Source organism: Collimonas sp. PA-H2 (assembly GCF_002564105.1).
Lineage (GTDB): Bacteria > Pseudomonadota > Gammaproteobacteria > Burkholderiales > Burkholderiaceae_D > Collimonas.
In genome coordinates this window covers 1,943,207-1,966,887 of sequence record NZ_PDBX01000001.1, presented here as the reverse complement: position 1 = coordinate 1,966,887, position 23,681 = coordinate 1,943,207, and the positions used below count along the sequence as shown (strand labels likewise).

Sequence of the window (23,681 nt, the reverse complement as noted above, 5' to 3'; positions counted from 1 at the left end):
TGTGACTCCGGATCAGGCCGTGCGCGCCATGGCACGGACAGCATCGACCGATTTAAGGATCGCTTCGCTGGTGGCCGGCGCATTCAACGGCGGATTGAAACGGTTGCCGCCGACGCTGGCGACCGCATCGCGGATCGCGAAAAATACCGAAAATGGCAGCAGCAGCGGCGGTTCGCCGACCGCCTTGGAGCGGTGGATGCTGTCTTCGACATTGCGGTTCTTGAACAGCTTGACGCGGAAATCCTGCGGACAATCCGAGATGCCCGGAATCTTGTAGGTCGACGGCGCATGCGTCATCAGCTTGCCGTCCTTGTTCCACCACAGTTCTTCGGTGGTGAGCCAGCCCATGCCCTGGATGAAGGCGCCTTCGACCTGGCCGATGTCAATCGCGGGATTGAGCGACTGGCCGGCATCGTAGAGCGCATCGGCGCGCAGCAGTTTCCATTCGCCGGTAAAGGTGTCGACTACCACTTCTGATACAGACGCGCCATAAGCAAAGTAGGAGAAGGGCCGGCCGTTCATGGTTTTCGGATCCCAGTGCAAGCCCGGCGTGGCGTAGAAGCCGTCGGACCACAATTGCACCCGCGACAGGTAAGCTTTTTGCGTCAGTTCGCCGAAGGGCAGGCTGTGCTCGCCCAGATGCACCGCGCCGGCGAAGAAGGTCACTTCCTTGGCGTCGCCGTTGTGTAATTTGGCGAAGAATTCCGCCAGGCGCTGGCGAATCGTATGCGCCGCATCCTGCGCCGCCTTGCCGTTCAGGTCGGCGCCGGTGGACGCTGCAGTAGCCGAGGTATTTGCCACCTTGCTGGTGTCGGTGGCGGTGACGCGCACCAGTTCCAGCGGAATCCCGAGTTCATGCGCCACAACCTGCGCCACCTTGGTGTTGATGCCCTGGCCCATTTCGGTGCCGCCGTGGTTCACCAGCACTGAACCATCGGTGTACACATGGACCAGCGCGCCGGCTTGGTTGAAGTGGGTGACGTTGAAGGCGATGCCGAACTTGACCGGCGTCAGCGCCAAGCCTTTTTTCAGCACAGGGCTGCTGGCGTTGAATGCCTCGACGGCAGCGCGGCGTTGCCGGTATTCGCTGCTGGCTTCCAGTTCCGCCACCAGTTCATGGATCACATTGTCGACGACTTTCTGGCCGTACTGCGTGACATTGCGGCCCTCTTCGTCGTTGCGGCCGTAGAAATTCAGCTTACGGATATCCAGCGCGTCGCGTCCCAGGTTGCGGGCGATTTCATCGACGATGTATTCGATCGCAATCGCGCCCTGCGGGCCGCCGAAGCCGCGGAAGGCGGTATTCGACTGGGTATTGGTCTTGCCGCACATCGCCTTGATGTCGACGTCGGACAGGTAATAGGTGTTGTCGAAGTGGCAGACGGCGCGGGTAGCCACTGGCGCCGACAAGTCGGCCGAGAAGCCGGCGCGGCTGACCATCTCGACCCGGGCGGCGACGATGCGGCCGGCGTCGTCATAGCCGACTTCGTAGTCATAGTGGAAGCAGTGGCGCTTGCCGGTCACCATCATGTCGTCGTCGCGGTCGGCGCGCAGCTTGACCGGACGCTTCAGCTTGGCGGCGCCGATCGCGGCTACCGCGGCCCACAAGGCTGATTGCGATTCCTTGCCGCCGAAGCCGCCGCCCATGCGCCGGCATTCGACCACGATATTGTGCGAATGGACGCCCAGCGCATGCGCGACCACGTGCTGCATTTCGGTCGGGTGCTGGGTCGAACACAGCACCAGCATGCCGTTCTGTTCTTTCGGGATGGCGTAGGAAATCTGGCCTTCCAGGTAAAACTGTTCCTGGCCGCCGACATACAGCTGGCCGCTGACGCGGTTCGGCGCTGTTTCAAACGCCTGTTGCGCATCGCCGCGCGTCAGCCGCATCGGCGGCAGCACATACGATTTCGCCGCGTGCGCGGCCTGCGGCGTCAGGATAGCCGGCAGTTCTTCGTAATCGATGACGACCTTGCGCACCGCGCGCCGCGCATTGTCATGGCTGTCGGCGATGACGACGAAGATCGGCTGGCCGACATATTCGACCAGGCCTTCGGACAGGATCGGATCGTCGTGGATGATGGGGCCGCAATCGTTGGTGCCGGGAATATCGGCGGCAGTGAGGACCGTGACTACGCCTGGCGCGCTGCGTACGGCGTCAAGATTGATCGAACGGATGCGGGCGTGCGCCTTCTGCGACATGCCCAGCGCGGCATGCAGCGTGCCTTGCGCTTCAGGTATATCGTCGGTGTAGGTGGCTTCGCCCAGCACGTGCAGTATCGCCGATTCGTGCGGATGCGATTGGCCGACTTCCGCCCAGGCAGTAGCTTGCTGTTGCGGCTTGGCTTGCATAAAAACTTCAGTTTGCTTGTTCATGACGTCTACTCTTTATCTTCGTCGGCGGCGGCTTAGGCGCACACGAAAGGATTGACCTGGTCGGCACGCAAGGGGGCTTCGATACGGGTTTCCAGCCAGAACCGGCGCAGCAGGTTTTGCGAGGTCTTCATGCGGTATTCGCTTGAGGCGCGCATGTCCGACAACGGCTTGTAGTCGTCCGACATCAGCGCCACCGCGGTTTCCATCACCGCTTCGCTCCAGACCTGGCCGAGCAGGGCGGCTTCAGTGAGCGCCGCGCGTTTCGGCGTTGCCGCCATGCCGCCGAAGGCAATCCGGATATCGCTGATCTTGCCGCCATCCAGTGTCACGGAAAATGCGGCGCAGACGGCGGAAATATCCTGGTCGAAGCGTTTCGCCAGCTTGTAGGTGCGGAAACGCTGGCCGGCATGCGGCAATGGAATCCGCACGCCTTCGACGAATTCATCGGCCTGCATGTCTTTCTTCATGTAATCCAGATACAGCGCTTCAAGCGGCATCACGCGTTGTCCGTTCGGTCCGCGCAGCACGACCTGGGCGCCAAGCGCGATCAGCCATGGCGGCGAATCGCCGATCGGCGAGCCGTTGGCGACGTTGCCGCCCAGGGTGCCGGCATTGCGGATCGGCAGCGAGGCGAAGCGTTGCCACATCTCGGACAGTTCCGGATAGTGCTTGCAGATTTCGGCGTAGGCATCGTTCAGGGTGACGCCGGCGCCGATCTCGATCTGCTGCTGGTTGACGCTGAGGCTGTTCAGTTCGGCCACCTGGCCGAGATAAATGATGTCGCCCAGATCGCGCATCTGCTTGGTGACCCACAGGCCGACGTCGGTCGAGCCGGCCAGGATGCGCGCGGCCGGCAGCGCGGCGCGCACCTCTACCAATTGCGCCAGCGTGCGCGGCGCGTAGAATGTCTGGCTACCGTGGCGATAGACGAACATGTCGTCGCGCTGCAAGGGTTGCAGCGCATGTTGCAGCGCCTGGCGATCGAAGCCGACCGCCGGCAGTTCGCCCATGCGGTGGGCAGCGTCGATGATAGGCCGGTAGCCGGTGCAGCGGCACAGGTTGCCGGACAAGGCGATGTCGATGTCTTTGCGCAGCAGCGGTTGCGCTTGTTGCTGCTGTTGTTGCGGTTGGCATGCGCCCTTGGCCGAGCCGCAGGCCGGCGCCTGGCTGCCGTCGTTCTTCAGGTACAGGTCCCACAGCGACATCACGAAGCCCGGCGTGCAGAAGCCGCATTGCGAGCCGTGGCATTCCACCATCGCCTGCTGCACCGGATGCAGGGCGCCATCGTTCTGTTTCAAGTCTTCGACGGTATACAAAGCTTTACCGTCCAGCGTAGGCAGGAACTGGATGCAAGAATTGACCGATTTCAGCGTGACGCCGTCGGCAGTCTGCTCGCCGATGACGACGGTGCAAGCGCCGCAGTCGCCCTCGGCGCAGCCTTCCTTGCTGCCGGTGCAATGCAGGTCTTCGCGCAGGTGTTGCAGGATGGTGCGGGTAGGCGCAGCCTGATCTACCGTATGGACTTCGCCACGATAGTAGAAGCGGATGACGCTATCGGCCGAGGAATTAGATGCGGACGTAGACAAGACGATCTCCATTCTGGTTTGGCGACTGTTGCAAAACGCTGCCTATCTGATCGTATTGCCTGGCTGCGGTGCAGGGACTACGTAGGGCTAGGCTGACTTTGCAACGGCCTATTAATTATGAGCTTAGATTAGCATTTGCGCCGTAACGTCATATAACGAAAGGGCTCATATCAATTATCTGCAGAATGGAATAGAGATCGCATATCTAATTCCAATTGGCAAATAAAGGGGGCGTTTGCGGGGTAGCGCCCCGATTTTGTGGTTTATTTAATAATGTATGCGGGTTGCAGCATGGCTGTCATTCCTGAAAGCGGCATGCAATCTGGCTCGGGAGAGATTTATTTAGCGTTGCGGCAGGGTTCTAACGGGCGCTGAGAGCGGTTATCATCACGCTGGAATAATTGATATTTACCCTGGAGCATATTTGTGACCCCATTCAGTACCCCACCAGTTTGCCGGAATTCTGCCCGCAGCCGAGCAGAATGGCAGCACGGAAACCAACTATATATACAGACACAGTCCGCCGCTGCCGTCTCTGTTCAATAATCAAGGAGACCCCAGAATGCAGTTTCTCGAGAATTTCTTCAAGCTGAAAGAAAACGGCACCGACGTCCGCACCGAACTGATCGCCGGCCTGACCACTTTCCTGACGATGGCTTACATCATCTTCGTCAATCCGGCGATCCTGGGCGACGCCGGCATGCCTAAGGGCTCTGTGTTTGTCGCCACCTGCGTGGCGGCCGCGATCGGCACCCTGATCATGGCGCTGTATGCCAACTATCCGATCGCGCTGGCGCCCGGCATGGGTCTCAATGCCTACTTTGCCTACGCGGTGGTGAAAGGCATGGGCGTATCCTGGGAAGTGGCGCTGGGGGCGGTCTTCATTTCCGGCTGCTTGTTCATCATCGTCAGCCTGGTCGGCATCCGCGGCTTGATCGTCAACGGCATTCCGCCCACCATCCGGATTGCCATCACCGCCGGTATCGGCATGTTCCTCGGCTTTATCGCACTCAAGAGTTCCGGCCTGGTGGTCGCCAATCCGGCCACCTTCGTGCAGATCGGCGATCTGCACCAGATTCCAGTGATCCTGTCCATCCTCGGTTTCCTGCTGATCGTGGTGCTGGACCATCTCAAGGTCAAGGGTGCGATCCTGATCGGCATCCTGACCGTCACCGTGCTGAGCTTCGTGGTGGGGGGCAATACCTTCAACGGCGTAGTGTCCATGCCGCCATCGATAGAGCCGACCTTGTTCAAGCTCGACATCATGGGCGCCTTGTCGATGGGCATCCTGAATATCGTGCTGGTGTTCTTCCTGGTGGAGATGTTCGACGCCACCGGCACCATGATGGGCGTGGCCAACCGCGCCGGCTTGCTGGTCAACGGCAAGATGGCGCGCCTTAACAAGGCCTTGCTGGCGGACAGCACTGCGATCGTGGCCGGCACTTTCCTCGGCACCTCCAGCACCACCGCCTATGTCGAAAGCGCCGCGGGGGTACAGGCAGGCGGCCGTACCGGCCTGACTTCGCTGGCGGTCGGCGTTTTGTTCCTGGCGGCCTTGTTCATTTCGCCGCTGGCTGGCGCCGTGCCGCCATACGCAACCGCGCCGGCCTTGTTCTACGTGGCTGGACTGATGCTGCGCGAACTGGTGCACCTGAACTGGGAAGATTCCACCGAAAGCGTGCCGGCCGTGATCACCGTGCTGATGATCCCGTTCACCTATTCCATCGCCAACGGCATCGCCTTCGGTTTCATCGCCTATGCAGCGCTGAAACTGTTTACCGGCCGCGCCAAGCAGGTGCCTGTCATGGTCTGGATCATCGCGGCGATTTTCCTGTACAAGTTCATCCATCTGGGTGGCGACTAAACAGCCTCAATTGAGGAAAAATATTCGATGAGATCGGAATCCGGATGATGTCAGCAATAAGCAAGGCAAGCGCTGTGGGCATCATGTTTTGCCTGCTGCAAGGATGCGCCTGGATCACGCCATGCTTCACCAAGGGCGAGCAGTGCCCGCAAGTCAGGGCTCATAACTGATCGGTAATGCAGGCCGCGTTCACAGGTTTCGCAGTTAGCAAGCCCCGTCGCCGACGGGGCTTTTTTACATCAGTGACGTTGTTCAGGCACGGCAGGGCGGGTAACCCGACCCGCCTTGACCAAGACGGGCCGACTAGTTTGCTACATTCGCCAGATCAGCTTGCAACTGCGCAAAATCAAAGCCGGGCGTAAAATCGGCAATGCTGGCTTCGGCCGGCAGGATGGCGTAGGCCTCGTCGACGCAGGCATCCCACCACTCCCAGGTTGCCTTCTGCACATTGCCCCAGGTCAGGACCGTGACGCCGGCAGCGTCATACGCCACCGCATACACTGCGTGGCCATCGTTGGTCAGCTTGCCCGGTACCCACGGCTGGCGCGCCTCGAATTCCTGCAGGCAGTTTTCCTGCACCTGGAAACCCAGATAGACACCGCCGAATAATTGAATCGCCTGCTGGATGTGGGTGCGGTTCTTGACGTCGATACTGGTGTAGGCGTAGATCTTTTCGCCGGAAAAAGCAGTCTTGCGCCAGTAATTCAGCACCTCGAGCTCGCTCAGTCCGGAGTCGACGCCGCCGGTCAGGTGCATGTACAGCTTCACTATCGCTTGTTTGGCGGGGATTTTCTGCGTGCCGACCAGGCCATTGTAGGTCGTGATTGCATGGGCAAGGGCGGCGATGGTGCAGTCGCCCAGCGTATCGTTGCCGTCCATGGGAAACAATTGCGTCGGGTCGCTTGCACTCAATTTCTGATAGACACGCGCCAGTACGTCATAGGAAGCCGGCGGCGGCGCCAGTTCGGCGCCCAGGTAGTTCTTCAGGCGCAGCGTGCGGTAGTCATGTTTCGGCGGGTGTTTACCAAAGCGGAGTGAAGACATGGAGCGGATTCCTCAAGGATAAGATCGGGCTTGCCTGCGCTAGCCGACGGTTGGGATGATTGGCGGATTTGCTGCAGTCCGCCAGGCTGCTTAAATATGTCCGGAAAAACGTTGCCCCAGTGCGCCGACAAAGCGCGTGGCGAGTTTCTTGAAGCCGGCCGGATAGGGGTGCAGTTCGTTGGCCCAGTCAGTGCTGGCCAGCGTGCCCTGGGTCTCGATCAGGATGAAATTGTTGGCGGGTACGGCCGCCAGTGCGCGCAAGGTGGCGGCGAAGGCGATCAGAGCCTGCTGTACAATCGCGCTGCCCTGATCGGCAGTCCAGCCGCCGAAGGTCAGCGATGGCAGCAGCCATGGACCGGCGCACGCCGGATGGCTGCCGTTGGGGATGGCGAAGTCATAGCAATGGCCGAAAATGGGTACGCCCGGCGCGTACTTGTCGCGCAATGCAAACAGATCGAGATAAGAGGCTTCGATCATGGCCAGCAGCCTGGGGAAACGCTGTCGGTCAAGGCCGCTGCCGCCGGCGCTGGGGTCATCCAGGAAAATGCAGAATTTGTCGCCGGCAATATCGTTGCCGCCGCCGGAAAACAGGATGGCGTCGGGCTTGCCGTTGACCCAGTTGGTGGCGTCCTGCAGGCAGGCGATCAGGCGCTGCTGTTTGGGCAAGGCCATTTCATCCGAGCTGGAATCGCCGTAGTGTGAAAGATTCATGATCACCGGATGGACCGCACCCATGTTCTCCAGCTGAGCGATGATGTCGGTGCTGTGCAATGCCAGCGCATTGCCGTTGAGGGGGTAGTCGAACCACGAATCGCCATGGGCCAGCAATAGCAGCGGCTTGGGCGGCACGGCGCCGCCATTGGCCCTGAGATGGACGTCGCGGTTGCGCAGGATGGCCATTTTCGCGCGATGCTGTTGCGTGCGCTGGGCGATTTCAGATTTGATGGATTCCTGCAATTGCTGCTTCAACACCAGGCTTTGACGCATGCCGAGCTCCTCATCTGCAATTAGAACATTCAACCGTTGGACCTTGTCCAACGCGTTGAGTTCTTCCATTGCAATACAATTTCAGCTTAGCAGATAAAAAAAGGAGCGTCGTGCGACGCTCCTTTTTGTATTTTTACTCTTACAGATTCGGCGCCAGCCAGCGCTCGACGTCTTCCTTGCTGACGTCGCGCCTGGCGGCCATGTCGTTGACTTGGTCGTCGCCGATCTTGCCGACGACGAAATACTTCGACTCGGGATGGGCAAAGTAGAAACCGGACACCGCCGCACCCGGGAACATGGCGAACGATTCGGTTAACTGCATGCCGATTTCATCGCATTGCAGCAGCTGGAACATGTCGGCCTTGACCGTATGTTCCGGACAGGCCGGATAGCCAGGGGCAGGACGGATGCCGCTGTATTTTTCCTTGATCAAGGCTTCGTTCGACAATTCCTCGTCCGGCACATAACCCCACAAGTCCTTGCGCACCCGCTCATGCATGTATTCGGCAAAGGCTTCCGCCAGGCGGTCGGCCAGCGACTTCAGCATGATCGACGAATAATCGTCATGAGCATCTTCAAAGCGCTTTTCGTACTTCTCGATGCCGATGCCGCTGGTGACCGCGAACAGGCCGATGTAGTCGGCGATGCCCGAGGATTTCGGCGCGATGAAGTCGGACAGGCACTGGTTCGGCCGGGCGATGCCGTCGATCACCGGCTTGACGGTTTGCTGGCGCATGCCGTAATAAGTAAACGCCACCTTGCTGCGTGTGTCGTCGGTATAGATTTCGATGTCGTCGTCGTTGACGGTATTGGCAGGCATCAAGGCGATGACGCCGTTGGCGGTCAGCCAGCGGCCGGCGATCAGTTTCTGCAGCAGCGCCTGGCCTTCTTCAAACACCTTGCTGGCCGCTTCGCCGACTACTTCATCGGTGAGGATGGCGGGATACGGGCCGGCCAGGTCCCAGGTCTGGAAAAACGGACCCCAGTCGATGTAGCGCGCCAGCGTGCCGAGGTCGACATTTTTGAAAACCCGGCGGCCGATGAACTTAGGTTTGACCGGCGCAAACTGCAGGCGCGTACGGTTCTCGCGCGCGGCTGCCAGCGGCAATAGCGGCACCGCCTTCTTGTTGGCGTGCTGCTCGCGGATGCGTTCGTAGTCGACCGCGATTTCATCGATGTACTGGTCGCGCTGTTCCGGCGTCAGCAGCGATTGCGCCACCGATACCGAGCGCGACGCGTCCGGCACGTAGACCACTGGCCCCTCGTAATTCGGCGCAATCTTCACCGCGGTATGGGCGCGGCTGGTGGTGGCGCCGCCGATCAGCAAAGGCATCTTGACGCTGCGGAAGTAGGGGTCGCGCTGCATTTCCTTGGCGACGTGGGCCATTTCTTCCAGCGACGGCGTGATCAGGCCGCTGAGTCCGATGATGTCGGCGTTCTCAGCTTTCGCCATGGCCAGGATTTCCGAGCACGGCACCATCACGCCCATGTTGACCACTTCAAAGTTATTGCATTGCAGGACCACCGAGACGATGTTCTTGCCGATGTCGTGGACGTCGCCCTTGACCGTGGCGATCACGATCTTGCCCTTGGGCTTGGCGGCGATGCCGGTCAGCTCTTCGTGCAGCCGCTTTTCTTCTTCGATGTAGGGAATCAGATGGGCTACCGCCTGCTTCATGACGCGCGCCGATTTGACCACCTGCGGCAGGAACATCTTGCCCTGGCCGAACAGGTCGCCGACGATGTTCATGCCATCCATCAGCGGTCCTTCGATCACATGGATAGGGCGGCCGCCGTTGTTCAGCAATTCCTGGCGCGCTTCTTCCGTGTCTTCCACGATCCACTGCGTGATGCCTTGCACCAGCGCGTGCGCTAGCCGTTGCTGCACGGTGCCGCTGCGCCATTCCAGCGTCGCTTCTTCTTTCTTGTCGCCGGCCTTCAGGGTCGAGGCGATTTCGATCATGCGTTCGGTCGCATCGTCTCTGCGATTGAGCACCACGTCTTCGACCCGCTCGCGCAGTTCGGGCGACAGATTGTCGTAGACGCCCATCATGCCGGCGTTGACGATGCCCATGGTCATGCCGGCCTTGATGGCGTGGTACAGGAACACGGTGTGGATCGCCTCGCGCGCCGGATCGTTGCCGCGGAAGCTGAAGCTGACGTTGGAGACGCCGCCGCTGATCTTGGCATGCGGCAGGTTCTCGCGGATCCAGCGCGTGGCGTTGATGAAATCGACGGCGTAGTTGTTGTGCTCTTCGATGCCGGTCGCAATCGCGAAAATGTTCGGGTCGAAAATGATGTCTTCCGGCGGGAAGCCGATCTGGCTCACCAGCAGCTTGTAGGCGCGCTCGCAGATCTCGATCTTGCGCTCGAAGGTGTCGGCCTGGCCTTTTTCATCGAAGGCCATCACGATCACGGCGGCGCCGTAGCGCCGGCACAGCTTGGCCTGGCGCAGGAATTCCGGCTCGCCTTCCTTCATCGAGATCGAATTGACGACTGCCTTGCCCTGCACGCATTTGAGGCCGGCTTCGATCACTGTCCACTTGGACGAATCGATCATGATCGGCACTCGTGCAATATCCGGCTCGGAAGCGATCAGGTTGAGGAAGCGCTGCATGGCGGCGATCGAATCCAGCATCGCTTCATCCATGTTGATGTCGATCACCTGGGCGCCGTTTTCCACCTGCTGGCGCGCTACCGCCAGCGCTTCGTCGTACTGCTCGTTGAGGATCAGCCGGGCAAATGCCTTGGAGCCGGTGACATTGGTGCGTTCACCGACGTTGACGAACAGCGAGCTGTCGTCGATGGTGAACGGCTCCAGCCCCGACAACCGCATTTCATGAGTGGTCTCCGGCACAGCGCGCGGCGGGATCTTGGCCACGGTGTCGGCAATCGCCTTGATGTGCGGCGGGGTGGTGCCGCAGCAGCCGCCGGCGATATTGACGAAGCCGCTTTCGGCGAAATCCTTCAGCAGCGAGGAGGTGACGTCCGGCGTTTCATCGAAGCCGGTATCGCTCATCGGATTGGGCAGGCCGGCGTTCGGATAGATGCAGACGAAAGTGTCGGCGATCTTCGACAGTTCTTCCGCATAGGGACGCATCAGCGCCGCGCCCAGTGCGCAGTTGAGGCCGACCGTGAGCGGCTTGGCGTGGCGGATCGAGTTCCAGAATGCGGGTACGGTCTGGCCCGACAGGATGCGGCCGGAAGCATCGGTGACGGTGCCGGAAATCATGATCGGCAGACGCAGGCCCGATTCCTCAAAGAAGGTATCGATGGCGAACAGCGCCGCCTTGCAGTTCAAGGTGTCGAAAATGGTTTCCACCAGCAGCACGTCGGCGCCGCCTTCCACCAGGCCGCGGGTCTGTTCCAGGTACGAGGCGACCAGCTGGTCAAAAGTGACATTGCGCGCCGCCGGATCGTTGACGTCGGGCGAGATCGATGCGGTTTTCGGCGTCGGGCCGAGCGCGCCGGCGACGAAGCGCGGCTTGTCCGGGGTGGAATATTTGTCGCAGGCGGCGCGCGCCAGCCGCGCCGAGGCCACGTTCATCTCGTAGGCCAGGTGCGCCATGTGGTAATCGTCTTGCGCCACGGTGGTGGCGCCGAAGGTGTTGCTCTCGATCAGATCGGCGCCGGCTGCCAGATATTCCTCGTGGATGGCGCTGATGATGTGCGGCTGGGTCAGCGACAGCAGCTCGTTATTGCCTTTGACGAACAGCTCACGGCCCGGTCCGGTGAAATCGATGAAGCGACCGCTGGGGCCGCCGCGGTAATCTTCTTCCGTCAGCTTGTATTGCTGGATCATGGTGCCCATGGCGCCATCCAGGATCAGGATGCGCTGCGCCAGCAACTCGCGCAGACGGGTTTCGGTGGATACGGCAGGGCGTGTTGCTGGAGGCGTCATTAGCGTACTCTAATCAGTAAGGACGCAAAAAACCCGGTCGCCGAAAGCGCCGGGTTTGTTTGCAATGGCAATGCCAGAAATTATACGTTAAATCAATGGCTTGCGCATTTTCAATAAGCGTCCAAAGACCGATTATGCAGCTTCCTGACGGGCGACCTGCGTGGCGCCTTGATGTGGTTCATTGAGTTTCAGGGTCAGGCATTTTGCCGCACCGCCTGCCTTCAAGAATTCAGTCAATGCTGTCTGATGCACAACAAAGCCGTGCGCCTGCAGCTGTGCAACCAGGGCGTCGGAGGCCTGGTTCAGGAAGATGTGGCGACCCGAATTGACAGTATTGCAAGCAAAGTGCAAGGCATCTTCGCTGCTGACCACGATGCGCTTATCGGCAGGAACGCGCGCAGTGATTTCCGCTTGCGAAGCTGCGTCGAATGCTTCCGGGAAATACATCACATAGCCGCCGGCCAGAGGGCAGAAGCAGGTATCCAGATGGTAGAAACGGGCGTCGACCAGTTTCAGCGGCTGCACTTCGATATCCAGCAATTCCGACAGGCGGGTGGCGCAGGCGATATCCGAACGGTGGCCATGGCCGAACCACAGCAGGTTTTCGCTGCGGTCCATCAGCGCATCGCCGGCGCCTTCGAAAGGCAGTTCCGGCGGCAGGGTCAGTACTTCAAAGCCGTGCGCGGTGAAGGCGGCGTCGAAATAGACTTCTTCGGCCTGCCGTTCAACGTGGCGGAAACGCGACAACACCACTTTATTGCCCAGCACGACACCGGCGTTGGCGGTGAACACCAGGTCAGGCACGCCCGGCATGGCCGGCATCATCTTGATCTTGGCGACCTGGCCGATGGCTTCCACCAATGCCGTCCACTGTTCCATGGCGACGCTACGGTTGCCATGCGCAATATTGCCAGCCATCCACGGATTAATGACATAAGACACTTCAAAATGATCCGGAGCGCACATCAAGAATGTGTCTTCCGCGGTATGGTCCAGCAGGTGGTTGGTCATGCGTAGCTCCTTTCGGTCAGGTGAGTTGCAGGTGTATCAAGGGTGGTAAATGTGTAGCGGATCGCTTCCAGCGCGGCGTCGATGTCGTTGGCCGTAATGATCAGCGGCGGTGCGAAGCGCACCACGGTGTCGTGCGTGTCTTTCGACAGGATGCCTTGCTGCATCAGGCGCTCGCAGAATTCGCGGGCGGAGATGAAGCTCGGATCGAGATCCATGCCAATCAGCAAGCCTTTGCCGCGGATCTGGCGGATCGCCGGATGCTGGATTGCGCGCAGGCCGCTCAACAGGCGTTCGCCCATGCGTTGGGCATTTTCCGCCAGCTTTTCTTCGCGCAGCAGGCGCAGCGCGGCGTGGCCCACCGCTGCCGACAGCGGGTTGCCGCCGAAGGTGCTGCCGTGGTCGCCGGGCGTAAATACTGCCATCAGGTCTTCCCGGGCCAGGAAGGCCGACACCGGCAGCAAGCCGCCGCCAAGCGCCTTGCCCAGGATCAGGCCGTCCGGCTTGACGCCGTCATGGTCGCTGGCGAGCAGGCGGCCGGTGCGGCCGAGGCCGGTCTGGACTTCGTCACAGATCAGCAGCACGTTGTGGCGGTCGCAGATTTCGCGGCATTTCGCCAGATAGCCGTCGGGCGGCACGATGATGCCGGCTTCGCCCTGGATCGGCTCCAGCAGGAAGGCTGCGGTGCGTGGCGTAATCGCGGCTTCCATGGCGGCAGCGTCGCCGAACGGCACGCTGGAGAAGCCGCCGGAAAACGGCCCGAAGCCGTCGCGGTATTGCGCTTCCGACGAGAAGCCGACGATGGTCGTGGTGCGGCCGGAAAAATTGCCATGGCAAACGATGATTTCAGCACTGTTTTCGGCAATGCCTTTGACCTTGTGACCCCATTTACGGGCCGCCTTGATCGCAGTTTCGACGGCTTCGGCGCCGCTGTTCATCGGCAAGGCCTTGGGCATGCCGGTCATTTCGCACAGCAATTGCAGGAAAGGTCCGAGCTGGTCGCTGTAGAAAGCGCGCGAGACGATCGCCAGCTGCGCCGCCTGCTTGGTCAGCGCGCCGACCAGGGTCGGGTGGCTGTGGCCGAAACTGACGGCGGAATAGGCCGACATCATGTCCATGTAACGCTTGCCGTCCTGATCCCACAGCCAGATGCCCTTGCCGCTGCTGAGCACTACCGGCAGCGGTTCATAGTTGTGCGCGCAGTATCGGTCTTCGAGAGTTATTGCATGGTTCTTCATGGTCGGCTCCTGGTGAGGCCACTTCTAAGAACCTAGCGTGGTCAGGAGCAGACAGGCTGCTGACTTTTTGTCCGCTGGCGGACGCTGGCTGAGGCGCTTAGAGGTAGCTGCAAAATGCTGTGTTTATAGGCTTAATGCGGTGTGCTGCATCTGGCTACATGATAATCACAAGCGATGGAAATATTTGTGCATAATGACCCATGAATTTGATGTAATACGCACGAATCGTGCATATATGGAGACAAGCATGGAAAATAAGACGGAAAAACTGGATCGCTATGACCGCATCCTGCTGCGCACCCTGCAAGCCAACGGCCGCGCCTCCAATGTGGAACTGTCCGAGCAGGTGAACCTGTCGCCGCCGCAGTGCTACCGGCGGGTCCAGCGGCTGGAGAAGGATGGCATCATCCGCGGCTATGCGGCGCAGGTGGAGCCGGCGGCGATCGGCCTTGGCGTGGTGGCTTTCGTCAACCTGAACATCGCGCGCGAGCAGTTCAAGCAGGTGCGCAAGCTGGAAAAGGCGATCCGGCTGTTTCCGGAAATCCTGGAGTGCTACACGATTTCCGGCGATTTCGACTATCTGCTGAAGGTGGCGGCCAGCGATCTGAAATCGCTCTCGGCATTCCTGACGGACAGGCTGATGCAGGTGCCGGGGGTGGCGGGGGTGCGTTCCATGGTGTGCCTTGAAGAGATCAAACCGTCCAGTCCATTGCCGCTGGGTGATTGAAGGCGGAAAAGCCCTAAGCATTTAATGCCATATTGGCAATGTGTTTGGCGTTGATTTGTGCTGAAACAGCACAAATCATGTGTCGCCTGCCTGCTGTCCTATCGTTGTTCGTGGCCTTAAGCTGTGTACTCCAACTCACCACCCACCAGGAGCTCACATGAATGCCTCGACCAACAACCTGAGCCGTAACCCAACCATCCGCAGCATTGCCGGCGCCAGCGCCAGCACAAGTCTTGAGCCAACCACGACGGCGCTGGTGGTGATCGATATCCAGAACGAATACTTCACAGGCAAGCTGCCGATTCCTGACGGCCTGGCCGTGGTGCGTAATGCCAACCGTCTGATCGCACTGGCCGACAAGCATGGCATGCCGGTGTTCCATATCCAGCAATGGAGTTCGCCGTCGCGGCCCCTGTTCACGCAAAACACGGAGATGGCGGAATTCCATCCCGAGGTGCGCCGCGCCGCCCACCACGCGACCATCCGCAAGACCTACGCCAGCTCGTTTGCCAGCACCGATCTGCATCAGCAGTTGCAGGCGCGTGGCGTCAAGACGCTGATCGTGAGCGGCCTGATGACCAATAACTGCGTCGCTGCGACTGCCTTCGACGGCGTTGCCAACGGCTATCAGGTCATCATCAGCAGCGATGCCAGCGCTACCCGCGATATCGACGCCTGGGACGGCGGCACGGTCAATCACAAGGACCTGCACCGCGCCGTATTGACCGGCATGTCGGATGCCATTGCCGAAATCCGCAGCACCAGTGAAATCCTGGAGCTGGTCGGCTAAACAAGGATTACCTGTTCTTTGTTGCAGCAAGCATTGTTTTTTTCATCCAGCAGACATTGAAAGCGCATCATGCCCATACTGACCGTACTGTTATCCACCACGCCCGACACCACGGTTTCCGCCAAGGTCGCAGCCACCCTGTCACGCCTGACCGCGGAAATCCTGCACAAGGATCCGGGCCTGACTTCGATCGCCATTTCGCATATCGATCCGGCGCACTGGTTTGTCGGCGGCCCTTCGCTCGCGGCGCAAAGAAAAGCCAGCTTCTTCCTGGATATCCGCATCACCGATGAAACCAATACCGCCAATGAAAAGGCAGGTTACATCGATGCAGTCTTCAAGGAGATTGGCGTGTTGCTGGGCGAGCTGCATCATGAAAGCTATGTCCATGTGCACGATGTGCGAGCGGCGGCCTACGGCTTCGGCGGCTTGACGCAGCAGCACCGGGCGGTGGCGGCGCGCTTGCAAAGTCCGGCCCTGGCTTGACGCGTGCTTTATGCGGGCAGGCGCGTGGCGCGCGGTTCTTCGATCACCAGGTCCGACAGCGGCCGGGCGACGCAGGGCAAGATATAGCCGTCTTTCTTTTCATCGCTGCTCAGGCCCGGCCACTCGATCTGGTAGCGTATCTGTCCGCTAAGCAGGCGGCACATGCAAGTCCTGCATGTGCCGTTCCTGCAGGAACTAGGCAAATCGATGCCCGACTGGCGTGCCGCCTCGCGCAGCGGCAGGGTGGCAGGTGCAGTGAACGACCATCCCTTAGGTTCAATCCGGACGCTGAATTCGCCGCCGGCAGGCGGCATGTTTTCTTTACTCACAATTCCCTCTGGAAAATCATCGCATGATGGCGGCGATCTTGTAGAATCTCCAGCCAGCGGCAACAGCCGGCGCCGGTCGTGGCGCTTCGCACCTGCCATCCTCCATCATAAAAAGACTGCCCATGAATATACATTTTTCGCTTGTACCAATCGTTTCCCTGATCGCCGGCATCCTGATCCTGGTCACGCCTAAACTCTTGAACTATATCGTGGCTTTTTATCTGATAGCTATCGGCCTGATCGGTTTGTTCGGCGCCGGTCATTTCCGTATTCACTAAGACAACGCCGGTTTAATCCCAGCGCGCCGTACCATACCAGGCTACGGCAAAGTCGACAAAAGCCCTTACCTTCGGCGACAGATGTCGGTTTTGCGGATAGATGGCGTACAGGTCGCGCGGCTTCAATTCGAAATCCGGCAGCACCCGCAGCAGATCGCCGCGCCGCAAATCTTCATGCACGATGAAGGAACTGGTGGTGGCGATACCCAGTCCGGCCAGCGCCGCCGAGCGCAAGGCAATGCCGGTGTTGGCTTGCAGGTTGCCGCGCACGGTCACCGGATGTTCGCTGCCGTCGGCGGCGTAGAACTCGTATTCGCTGGGTTTCTGCGCCAGTGTGTAAGTCAGGCAGTTATGCCGCGCCAGATCGGCCGGCTGTTGCGGTGTGCCGTGTCGTTGCAGATACGCCGGCGCAGCGACCAGGAATATTTCGCAGGTCGCCAGCCGCTTGGCGATCAGGGTCGAATCTTGCAGGCCGCGGGTCAGGCGCAAGGCGACGTCGAAGCCTTCTTCGATAATATCGACCAAGCGGTCGTTGCAGACCAGGTCGATTTTCAGCTGCGGGTTGGCGCTGATGAATTGCGGCAGCCACTGCGCCAGTTCCAGCGTGCCGAAGGCCATCGGGGCGTTGATGCGCAAGGTGCCGGCAGGCTTGGACTGATGGGCTGATACCGCCTGGCTGGCATCGTCTATCTGATCCAGTATATGGCGGCTACGCTCATAGTATTCCTGGCCAGCCTCGGTCAAGGCAAAGCGGCGCGTAGTGCGGTTCAGCAGCTGCGCGCCCAGCTCCAGTTCCAGCTGCCGCACCTGGCGCGAAACGATGGTGTGCGACTGGTTGAGTTCGGCGGCGGCAGCGGTGAAGCTGCCGTTTTCCACCACGCGCCGGAAAGCGCGCATCGCTGCCAGTTGATCCATGCGCCATGCTCCAGGATAAATAAAAGCACAACGCTATCAGAATCGATCAATGGCCGCTATTTAATCCACATTCAATCTATTTTCAGCTTGCCGCTGATGATTGCGTTGCTGGCTTCGCGCAGCTTTTGCAACAGCGGACGCTGGTGCAGGATATCGCATTCCGAGTAGGCGGCGTCCAGGCCAAGCGCGGTCAGCGCTACCGCGCCTTCCTTCAGGCCGAAATCGAAACGCGGCGCCGTCGAGCCGTTGGCCAGCAAGCCGACCGCCAGGATAATGGCGCTATCCGCATGTACTTCGACGTTGTCGAGCACCTTGCCCGGCGCCTGTATGCACTGGTTGACGCCGCTGCCGATGGCTTTGGCGCGGTTTTGCGGCGTGAGCGCCTTGAATACGCCCGGATTGCTGCCCGCGGCGGCAGCCCAGATCACATCCACGCCATCACCCAGCATGGTCTTGGTCAACGCTTCGGCGCGCGGCGGATCGTTGAAGGGTTGCGCGCCTTCCACCCACAGCGGCTCATGTATGGAAATTGCCGCTTTGGCGGCGCGTGCGCCATTGCTGAAGGCCTCGCTGTTCTTCTGGCGCAAGGCGGTGTTGCTGGCGCCGATCAGGCCGATCTTGCCGCTGGTGGAGGCCAGCGCGGCCTGCATGCCAGCCAGGTAGCTGGCTTCGGATTCGCGGAAAGTGATGCAGGTGACATTGCTGGCGGCATTGTCGATGCAATGTTCGAGGATCACAAAACGGGTTTGCGGCGCCTGGCGCGCCACGCTGTCCAGCAAGTCCTTGAATTCGACCCCCATCACCACCACGATCCTGGCGCCTTGCTTGACCGCGTTGTCCAGCTGCTGCAGGCGGCCGGCGCGGGTGGCCTGGCTTTCCAGGGTGCTGGCTTGCATCTTGTACAGCTTGGCGGCGTTATTGACGCCGCTTGTGCCTTGCTGCAGCAGCACGTCGTCATTGTTGGGCACCGGCCGCACGTAGATGATCTTGGGCAGGTCGGCGGCGCCGGCGGTGCTTGCCAGTCCGAGCAGCAGTGTTAGCGGCAGCAGCAGGCGCAGCATCGTGCCGGATATATCGGGGCGTGCACCGGCAGACAGCGTACGGGGGGCTAGTGTCATCATTGTCTCTTCCTCTTTATAAGGCGCCGGATCTGATGCCGGCACGCATTTGTTCCCACATATTGCTGGTAAAGCAGACGCGCCCCATTTGGCGCAGGATATACAAGGTATTGCCGCCAACTGATGTGCGGCAGCGTGGCGCCAGGCCGGCTGAGCGTGGCGGCAGCAGGCACCTACACCATATTTAACTTTTTATTCAGGCGGCAGCGTGATACCGTTATCAAATTGAATAGTGCATGCCTCGTGTTGCACGCAGCAGTCAGTTACGTCTATCTCACCTGGTTCGGAAATATGTGTCAGTTACTTGGAATGAATTGCAATGTGCCAACCGACATTGTGTTCAGCTTTACCGGCTTCGCCACACGCGGCGGCCAGACCGGCCATCATAGCGACGGCTGGGGCATTGCCTTTTTCGAGGGTAGCGGCGTGCGCCATTTTGTCGACTACCAGGCGGCGATCGCCTCGCCGGTAGCCGAGCTGATCCGGCGTTGCCCGATCAAGTCGAAGAATGTCATCGCGCATATCCGCAAGGCCACCCAGGGCCAGGTAGCGCTGCAAAACTGCCATCCGTTCGTGCGCGAGCTGTGGGGCCGTTACTGGGTATTCGCCCATAACGGCGACCTGAAGGAATTCGCGCCGCGCCTCAGCGGATCGTACCGGCCGGTCGGCAATACCGACAGCGAACTGGCGTTCTGCTACATGTTGCAGCAATTGCGCCAGCGCTTTGGCGATGCGCCGCCGTCGCAGGTCGAACTGACCCTGGCGCTGCGCGAACTGACCAGCGAAATCGCCGCCCATGGCACCTTCAACATGATGCTGTCGGACGGTTCAGCCTTGTTCACCCATTGCTCGACTAATCTGTATTACATCGTGCGGCAGTTTCCGTTTGCCGAAGCGCATCTGTCGGACGAGGATGTCAGCGTCGATTTCTCGCAGGTGACGACGCCGCAGGACCGGGTGGCGGTGATTGTCACCGAGCCGCTCACCACCAATGAAGTGTGGACCAAATTTGGCGAGGGCGAGCTGATCGTGTTCGTCGACGGCCAGCCGGTTTAAGGCCGTCGACACAGCCGGCAAGGATCAGGCGTAGTCGATCGTCAGCGGTGCGTGGTCCGAAAAGCGCTCGTCTTTGTAGATCGCCACGGCATGCGCGTTAGCCGCGATGCCCGGGGTGGAGATGTGGTAATCGATGCGCCATCCTACGTTCTTGGCCCAGGCCTGGCCGCGATTGCTCCACCAGGTGTATTGCTCTTCGCGCTGGTCGACCTTGCGGAAGACGTCGACCAGGCCGACTTCGTCGAACAGATGGGTAAGCCAGGCGCGTTCTTCCGGCAGGAAGCCGGAATTTTTCTTGTTGCCCTTCCAGTTTTTCAGGTCGCGCTCCTGGTGCGCGATATTCCAGTCGCCGCAGATCACCACCTCGCGGCCGCTGGCCTTGAGTTCCTGCAGATGCGGCAGGAACGCTTCCATGAAGCGGAACTTGGCGATCTGCCGCTCTTCGCTGGACGAACCGGACGGGCAATACAGTGAAATCACCGTCAGGTCGCCGAAATCGCATTCCACATAGCGCCCTTCGGCATCGAATTCTTCATTGCCGAAGCCGATCCGCACTGCGTTCGGCTTGCGTTTGCTGTACAGGCCGACGCCCGAATAGCCCTTCTTCTCGGCGTAATGGAAATGCCCGACGTAACCCTCCGGCGCCAGGAATTCCGGCGTCATGTCGGCGGCTTGGGCCTTCAATTCCTGGACACAGATGAAATCGGCAGATTGCTTGGTCAGCCACTCGAAGAAGCCTTTTCTGGCTGCGGAGCGGATACCGTTGAGATTTGCGGAAATAATTCTTGGCATGTTTATTGTTGGTAAAAAAGTAAGGTGGAATGATGCCGGATTGGGTTCTAAGCATAACCGAAGCGAAGCCCGGGTGTGCAGACGGCCCCATACGAAAAATAACGCCTTGGCAGGCACGTTGCTTGCAGTTAGCGGTGTGGAGCGGATGAACTCCATTTAAAATGACGGTCTGGTGTCGCTTTTGGTTTGTAAACAGCGACAAAATTTGTCAGCCTCAACCGTCTGGAGTGCATTTTGAACAATTTACGTCAACAATTTATTGAATTTGCGGTGAAGGCCGGGGTGCTGAAGTTCGGCGAGTTTGTCACCAAGGCAGGACGCACCTCGCCGTATTTTTTCAATGCGGGCATGTTTAACGAGGGTGCTGCCCTGGGCCAGCTGGCGCAATTTTATGCGCGCACCCTGATCGATTCGGGTTTGCAGTTTGACATGCTGTTCGGGCCCGCTTACAAGGGCATCACGCTGGCATCGGCGACCGCGGTGGCGCTGGCGGCGCAAGGGCGCAATGTGCAGTTTGCCTACAACCGCAAGGAAGCCAAGGATCACGGCGAGGGCGGCAACATCGTCGGCGGTCCCTTAAAAGGCCGGGTTCTGATTATCGACGACGTGATTTCCGCCGGGACGTCGGTGCGCGAGTCGGTCGAGATGATCCGCGCCGCCGGCGCCACGCCTTGCGCGGTGGTGATCGCGCTGGACCGGATGGAGCGTTCCGGCAAGGACGATGCCTTGTCCGCCAACTCGGCGGTAGAAGAAGTGACGCAAGCGTACGGCATGCCGGTGATTTCGATCGGCAACCTGAACGACTTGCTGGAATATATTTCCGGCGCTGGCGCCGATGCTGAACTGAACCGCTACCAGGCTGCGGTGGCGGCTTACCGGGAGCGCTACGGCGTAGCATGATCGCGCGGCTTGTGCTACACAGCCGTTGCTTTGCGTTTTGCGCTCGATAGCGTGGTGTGTGTCGACATATGTCGTGGATGATGGGAATGAAGCGGATTGCACTAACTCTTAAGCAGGCCTTTTTTTTCGGCGCAGCAGGCTTGCTGCCATTGCTGGCGCACGGCCAGATTTATACCTGCAAGGATGGCGCCGGGCGCACCGTCAGCGGCGACCATCCGATGCCGGAATGCGCTGACCGCAAGATCGTCGAGTTATCCAAGGCCGGAGTGCTCAAGCGTGAAATCCCGGCGCCGCTGACTGTCGAACAAAAGCGCCAGCAAGAGATCCTGGATGAAAAACGCCGGGCCGAGGCAGCAGCGGACGAGCAGCGGCGCCAGCAGGATCGCGCCTTGCTGGCGCGCTATCGCAGCGAGGCCGATATCGAATCTTCGCGCCGCTACTATCTGTCGCTGTCGCAGGATCTGATCAAGCGCGACCAGATAGGCATCGACGATGCCCAGAACCAGCTGAAAGCGGCCAATACCGAAGCCGAGTTCTACAAGCACAAGAAAAGCTTGCCGATGAACTTGCGCAACAAGATAGAAGAAGCCAACCGCGACATCGCTTATAACCAGAAAAACATGGCGGATCATCAAGCCGAACTGAGCCGCATCAACGGCAAGTTCGACGAAACTCTCAAGCACTACCGGGAACTGGCCAGCGTGGCGGCAGAGGCGCCCGCGGCGCGTTAGGACCGGCGGGGATACAAAGCAATACGGCTGGCAGAGCGCCAGCCGTTTTTTTGCCTGCAGCTTTTACGCTGTCAGTTTCTGTTTCAGCAGCTCGGTCAGCTGCGCCGGATTGGCTTTTCCCTTGGTGGCTTTCATGGCCTGGCCGATCAGGGCGTTGAAGGCCTTTTCCTTACCGGCACGGAATTCTTCGACGGATTTGGCGTTGGCGGCCAGCACTTCATCGATGATTTTTTCCAGCGCGCCGCTGTCGGAAATCTGCTTCAGGCCCTTGCTTTCGATGATCTCGTCAGCCAGGTTTTCTTGTGCCGCTTTGGCATCCCACATCGCCGCAAACACTTCCTTGGCAATTTTGGTGGAGATGGTGGCGTCGGCAATGCGCTGCAGCAGCACAGCCAGCTGGGCAGCACTGACAGGCGCTTGCGCGATGTCGACATTTTCCCGGTTTAGTGCCGAGGACAGGTCGCCCATCAGCCAGTTGGCGGCAGGTTTGGCCTGTTCCTTGCCAGCCTTGATCGTGACTGCTTCAAAGTAGCGGGCCATGGCTTTCGATTGTGTCAGCACCGCGGCATCGTATTCCGACAGGCCGAACTCGCGCACGAAACGTTCGCGCATGGCGTCCGGCAGTTCCGGCATGGTGGCGCGCACGCGCTCCACCCATTCCGCGGCGATCACCAGCGGCGGCAAATCCGGATCCGGGAAATAGCGGTAATCCTGCGAATCTTCCTTGCTGCGCATCGAGCGCGTTTCTTTCTTGTCGGGGTCGTACAGGCGGGTTTCCTGGACCACCTTGCCGCCGTCTTCGATCACTTCGATCTGGCGCCGTACTTCGTAGTTGATGGCCTCTTCCAGGAAGCGGAAAGAGTTAAGGTTCTTGATCTCGCTGCGGGTGCCGTAAGCAGCCTGGCCGAGCGGGCGCACCGAAACGTTGGCGTCGCAACGGAAGGAGCCTTCCTGCATGTTGCCGTCGCAAATTCCCAGCCACATCACCAACGAGTGCAATGCCTTGGCATAGGCCACCGCTTCGGCGGCGCTGCGCATGTCCGGTTCGGTGACGATTTCCAGTAATGGCGTACCGGCGCGGTTGAGGTCGATGCCGCTCATGCCTTGATAATCTTCATGCAGCGATTTGCCGGCGTCTTCTTCCAGATGGGCACGTGTCAGCTGCACGGTGCGCAGCTCGCTCTTGCCGTCTTTTTCCAGCATGAAGGAAACCTTGCCGCCCTGGACCACCGGGATTTCAAACTGGCTGATCTGGTAGCCCTTGGGCAGGTCGGGGTAGAAGTAATTTTTGCGGGCGAAGATCGACTGCGGAGCGATCTTCGCATTCACCGCCAGGCCGAACTGGATCGCGCGTTCCACCGCGCCGCGGTTCAGCACCGGCAGTACGCCGGGTAACGCCAGGTCGACCGGACTGGCCTGGGTGTTGGCTTCAGCGCCGAACTGGGTCGAGGCGCCGCTGAATATTTTTGACTTGGTCGAGAGTTGCGTATGCGTTTCCAGACCGATAACGACTTCCCACTGCATAATTATTTCCTCATTTAATTCAGTTGAGGAC

General features: G+C 59.8%; 20 protein-coding genes. 8 read left to right on the top strand and 12 right to left on the bottom strand.

Translation table 11 applies throughout. The features are described from left to right. Positions 1-12 precede the first annotated feature (12 nt). On the bottom strand, positions 13-2,376 hold the full coding sequence (gene xdhB / locus BCF11_RS08895) for a xanthine dehydrogenase molybdopterin binding subunit (protein ID WP_098494423.1): 2,364 nt from the start codon (positions 2,374-2,376) through the stop codon (positions 13-15). Between the two features lie 32 nt (positions 2,377-2,408). After that, entirely contained in the window at positions 2,409-3,974 is a 1,566-nt protein-coding gene (gene xdhA / locus BCF11_RS08890) for a xanthine dehydrogenase small subunit (protein ID WP_098494422.1), read from the bottom strand. A 550-nt stretch (positions 3,975-4,524) separates the two neighbouring features. On the opposite strand from xdhA, the gene BCF11_RS08885 reads away from it, so the two are divergent. Next, positions 4,525-5,826 carry an NCS2 family permease gene (locus BCF11_RS08885; RefSeq protein ID WP_098494421.1) on the top strand — a complete coding sequence of 434 codons (1,302 nt, stop codon included), beginning with the start codon at positions 4,525-4,527 and terminating at the stop codon, positions 5,824-5,826. 303 nt (positions 5,827-6,129) lie between these two features. Here BCF11_RS08885 and BCF11_RS08880 read toward each other — a convergent pair whose 3' ends face one another. The 5 genes from BCF11_RS08880 to rocD all read right to left on the bottom strand — a co-directional run bounded on the left by BCF11_RS08880 (position 6,130) and on the right by rocD (position 14,004). Then, positions 6,130-6,870, bottom strand: a complete 741-nt coding sequence (locus BCF11_RS08880; RefSeq protein ID WP_098494420.1) for a hypothetical protein — start codon at positions 6,868-6,870, stop codon at positions 6,130-6,132. A 90-nt stretch (positions 6,871-6,960) separates the two neighbouring features. After that, on the bottom strand, positions 6,961-7,857 hold the full coding sequence (locus BCF11_RS08875; protein ID WP_098494419.1) for an SGNH/GDSL hydrolase family protein: 897 nt from the start codon (positions 7,855-7,857) through the stop codon (positions 6,961-6,963). Between the two features lie 139 nt (positions 7,858-7,996). Beyond that, positions 7,997-11,758 (bottom strand): methionine synthase, encoded by a 3,762-nt coding sequence (metH, locus tag BCF11_RS08870; protein ID WP_098494418.1) that lies wholly within the window; start codon positions 11,756-11,758, stop codon positions 7,997-7,999. 132 nt (positions 11,759-11,890) lie between these two features. Further along, positions 11,891-12,769 carry a dimethylarginine dimethylaminohydrolase family protein gene (locus tag BCF11_RS08865; RefSeq protein WP_098494417.1) on the bottom strand — a complete coding sequence of 293 codons (879 nt, stop codon included), beginning with the start codon at positions 12,767-12,769 and terminating at the stop codon, positions 11,891-11,893. Next, positions 12,766-14,004, bottom strand: a complete 1,239-nt coding sequence (gene rocD, locus BCF11_RS08860) for an ornithine--oxo-acid transaminase (protein WP_098494416.1) — start codon at positions 14,002-14,004, stop codon at positions 12,766-12,768. Before rocD ends, BCF11_RS08865 begins: the two co-directional genes overlap by 4 nt. Before the next feature lie 247 nt (positions 14,005-14,251). Here rocD and BCF11_RS08855 point away from each other — a divergent pair, with 247 nt between their 5' ends. From BCF11_RS08855 to BCF11_RS08845, 3 genes are all read left to right on the top strand, one after another. After that, a complete protein-coding gene (locus tag BCF11_RS08855; protein ID WP_098494415.1) occupies positions 14,252-14,731 on the top strand; it encodes an Lrp/AsnC family transcriptional regulator in 480 nt (159 codons plus the stop codon). Between the two features lie 157 nt (positions 14,732-14,888). Further along, positions 14,889-15,521 carry a cysteine hydrolase family protein gene (locus BCF11_RS08850; RefSeq protein ID WP_098494414.1) on the top strand — a complete coding sequence of 211 codons (633 nt, stop codon included), beginning with the start codon at positions 14,889-14,891 and terminating at the stop codon, positions 15,519-15,521. Positions 15,522-15,590: 69 nt separating this feature from the next. Then, positions 15,591-16,007: a 4-oxalocrotonate tautomerase family protein gene (locus BCF11_RS08845; RefSeq protein WP_098494413.1), complete on the top strand. Its 417-nt coding sequence runs from the start codon at positions 15,591-15,593 to the stop codon at positions 16,005-16,007. A gap of 8 nt (positions 16,008-16,015) precedes the next feature. Here BCF11_RS08845 and BCF11_RS08840 read toward each other — a convergent pair whose 3' ends face one another. Continuing rightward, positions 16,016-16,321: a 2Fe-2S iron-sulfur cluster-binding protein gene (locus BCF11_RS08840; RefSeq protein WP_098494412.1), complete on the bottom strand. Its 306-nt coding sequence runs from the start codon at positions 16,319-16,321 to the stop codon at positions 16,016-16,018. A 137-nt stretch (positions 16,322-16,458) separates the two neighbouring features. Here BCF11_RS08840 and BCF11_RS08835 point away from each other — a divergent pair, with 137 nt between their 5' ends. Beyond that, positions 16,459-16,614, top strand: coding sequence for a DUF3096 domain-containing protein (locus tag BCF11_RS08835; protein WP_098494411.1), 156 nt, complete (start codon positions 16,459-16,461; stop codon positions 16,612-16,614). Between the two features lie 12 nt (positions 16,615-16,626). On the opposite strand, the gene BCF11_RS08830 is transcribed toward BCF11_RS08835, so the two are convergent. Together BCF11_RS08830 and BCF11_RS08825 are read right to left on the bottom strand one after the other, a co-directional pair. Next, positions 16,627-17,529, bottom strand: coding sequence for a LysR family transcriptional regulator (locus tag BCF11_RS08830; RefSeq protein WP_098494410.1), 903 nt, complete (start codon positions 17,527-17,529; stop codon positions 16,627-16,629). Between the two features lie 71 nt (positions 17,530-17,600). Further along, complete coding sequence (locus tag BCF11_RS08825) at positions 17,601-18,650, bottom strand: BMP family ABC transporter substrate-binding protein (RefSeq protein WP_098494409.1); 1,050 nt, start codon at positions 18,648-18,650, stop codon at positions 17,601-17,603. Positions 18,651-18,938: 288 nt separating this feature from the next. Between BCF11_RS08825 and BCF11_RS08820 the strand changes: the two genes are divergently transcribed. Next, positions 18,939-19,703, top strand: a complete 765-nt coding sequence (locus tag BCF11_RS08820; protein WP_098497394.1) for a class II glutamine amidotransferase — start codon at positions 18,939-18,941, stop codon at positions 19,701-19,703. 24 nt (positions 19,704-19,727) lie between these two features. Here BCF11_RS08820 and BCF11_RS08815 read toward each other — a convergent pair whose 3' ends face one another. Further along, positions 19,728-20,495 carry an exodeoxyribonuclease III gene (locus BCF11_RS08815; protein ID WP_098494408.1) on the bottom strand — a complete coding sequence of 256 codons (768 nt, stop codon included), beginning with the start codon at positions 20,493-20,495 and terminating at the stop codon, positions 19,728-19,730. Positions 20,496-20,729: 234 nt separating this feature from the next. Here BCF11_RS08815 and pyrE point away from each other — a divergent pair, with 234 nt between their 5' ends. Next, positions 20,730-21,395 carry an orotate phosphoribosyltransferase gene (gene pyrE / locus BCF11_RS08810; protein WP_061945005.1) on the top strand — a complete coding sequence of 222 codons (666 nt, stop codon included), beginning with the start codon at positions 20,730-20,732 and terminating at the stop codon, positions 21,393-21,395. 86 nt (positions 21,396-21,481) lie between these two features. Further along, positions 21,482-22,126, top strand: a complete 645-nt coding sequence (locus BCF11_RS08805; protein ID WP_158229166.1) for a DUF4124 domain-containing protein — start codon at positions 21,482-21,484, stop codon at positions 22,124-22,126. A gap of 63 nt (positions 22,127-22,189) precedes the next feature. Here BCF11_RS08805 and gatB read toward each other — a convergent pair whose 3' ends face one another. After that, positions 22,190-23,650: an Asp-tRNA(Asn)/Glu-tRNA(Gln) amidotransferase subunit GatB gene (gene gatB, locus BCF11_RS08800; protein ID WP_098494406.1), complete on the bottom strand. Its 1,461-nt coding sequence runs from the start codon at positions 23,648-23,650 to the stop codon at positions 22,190-22,192. Positions 23,651-23,681: the final 31 nt, after the last annotated feature.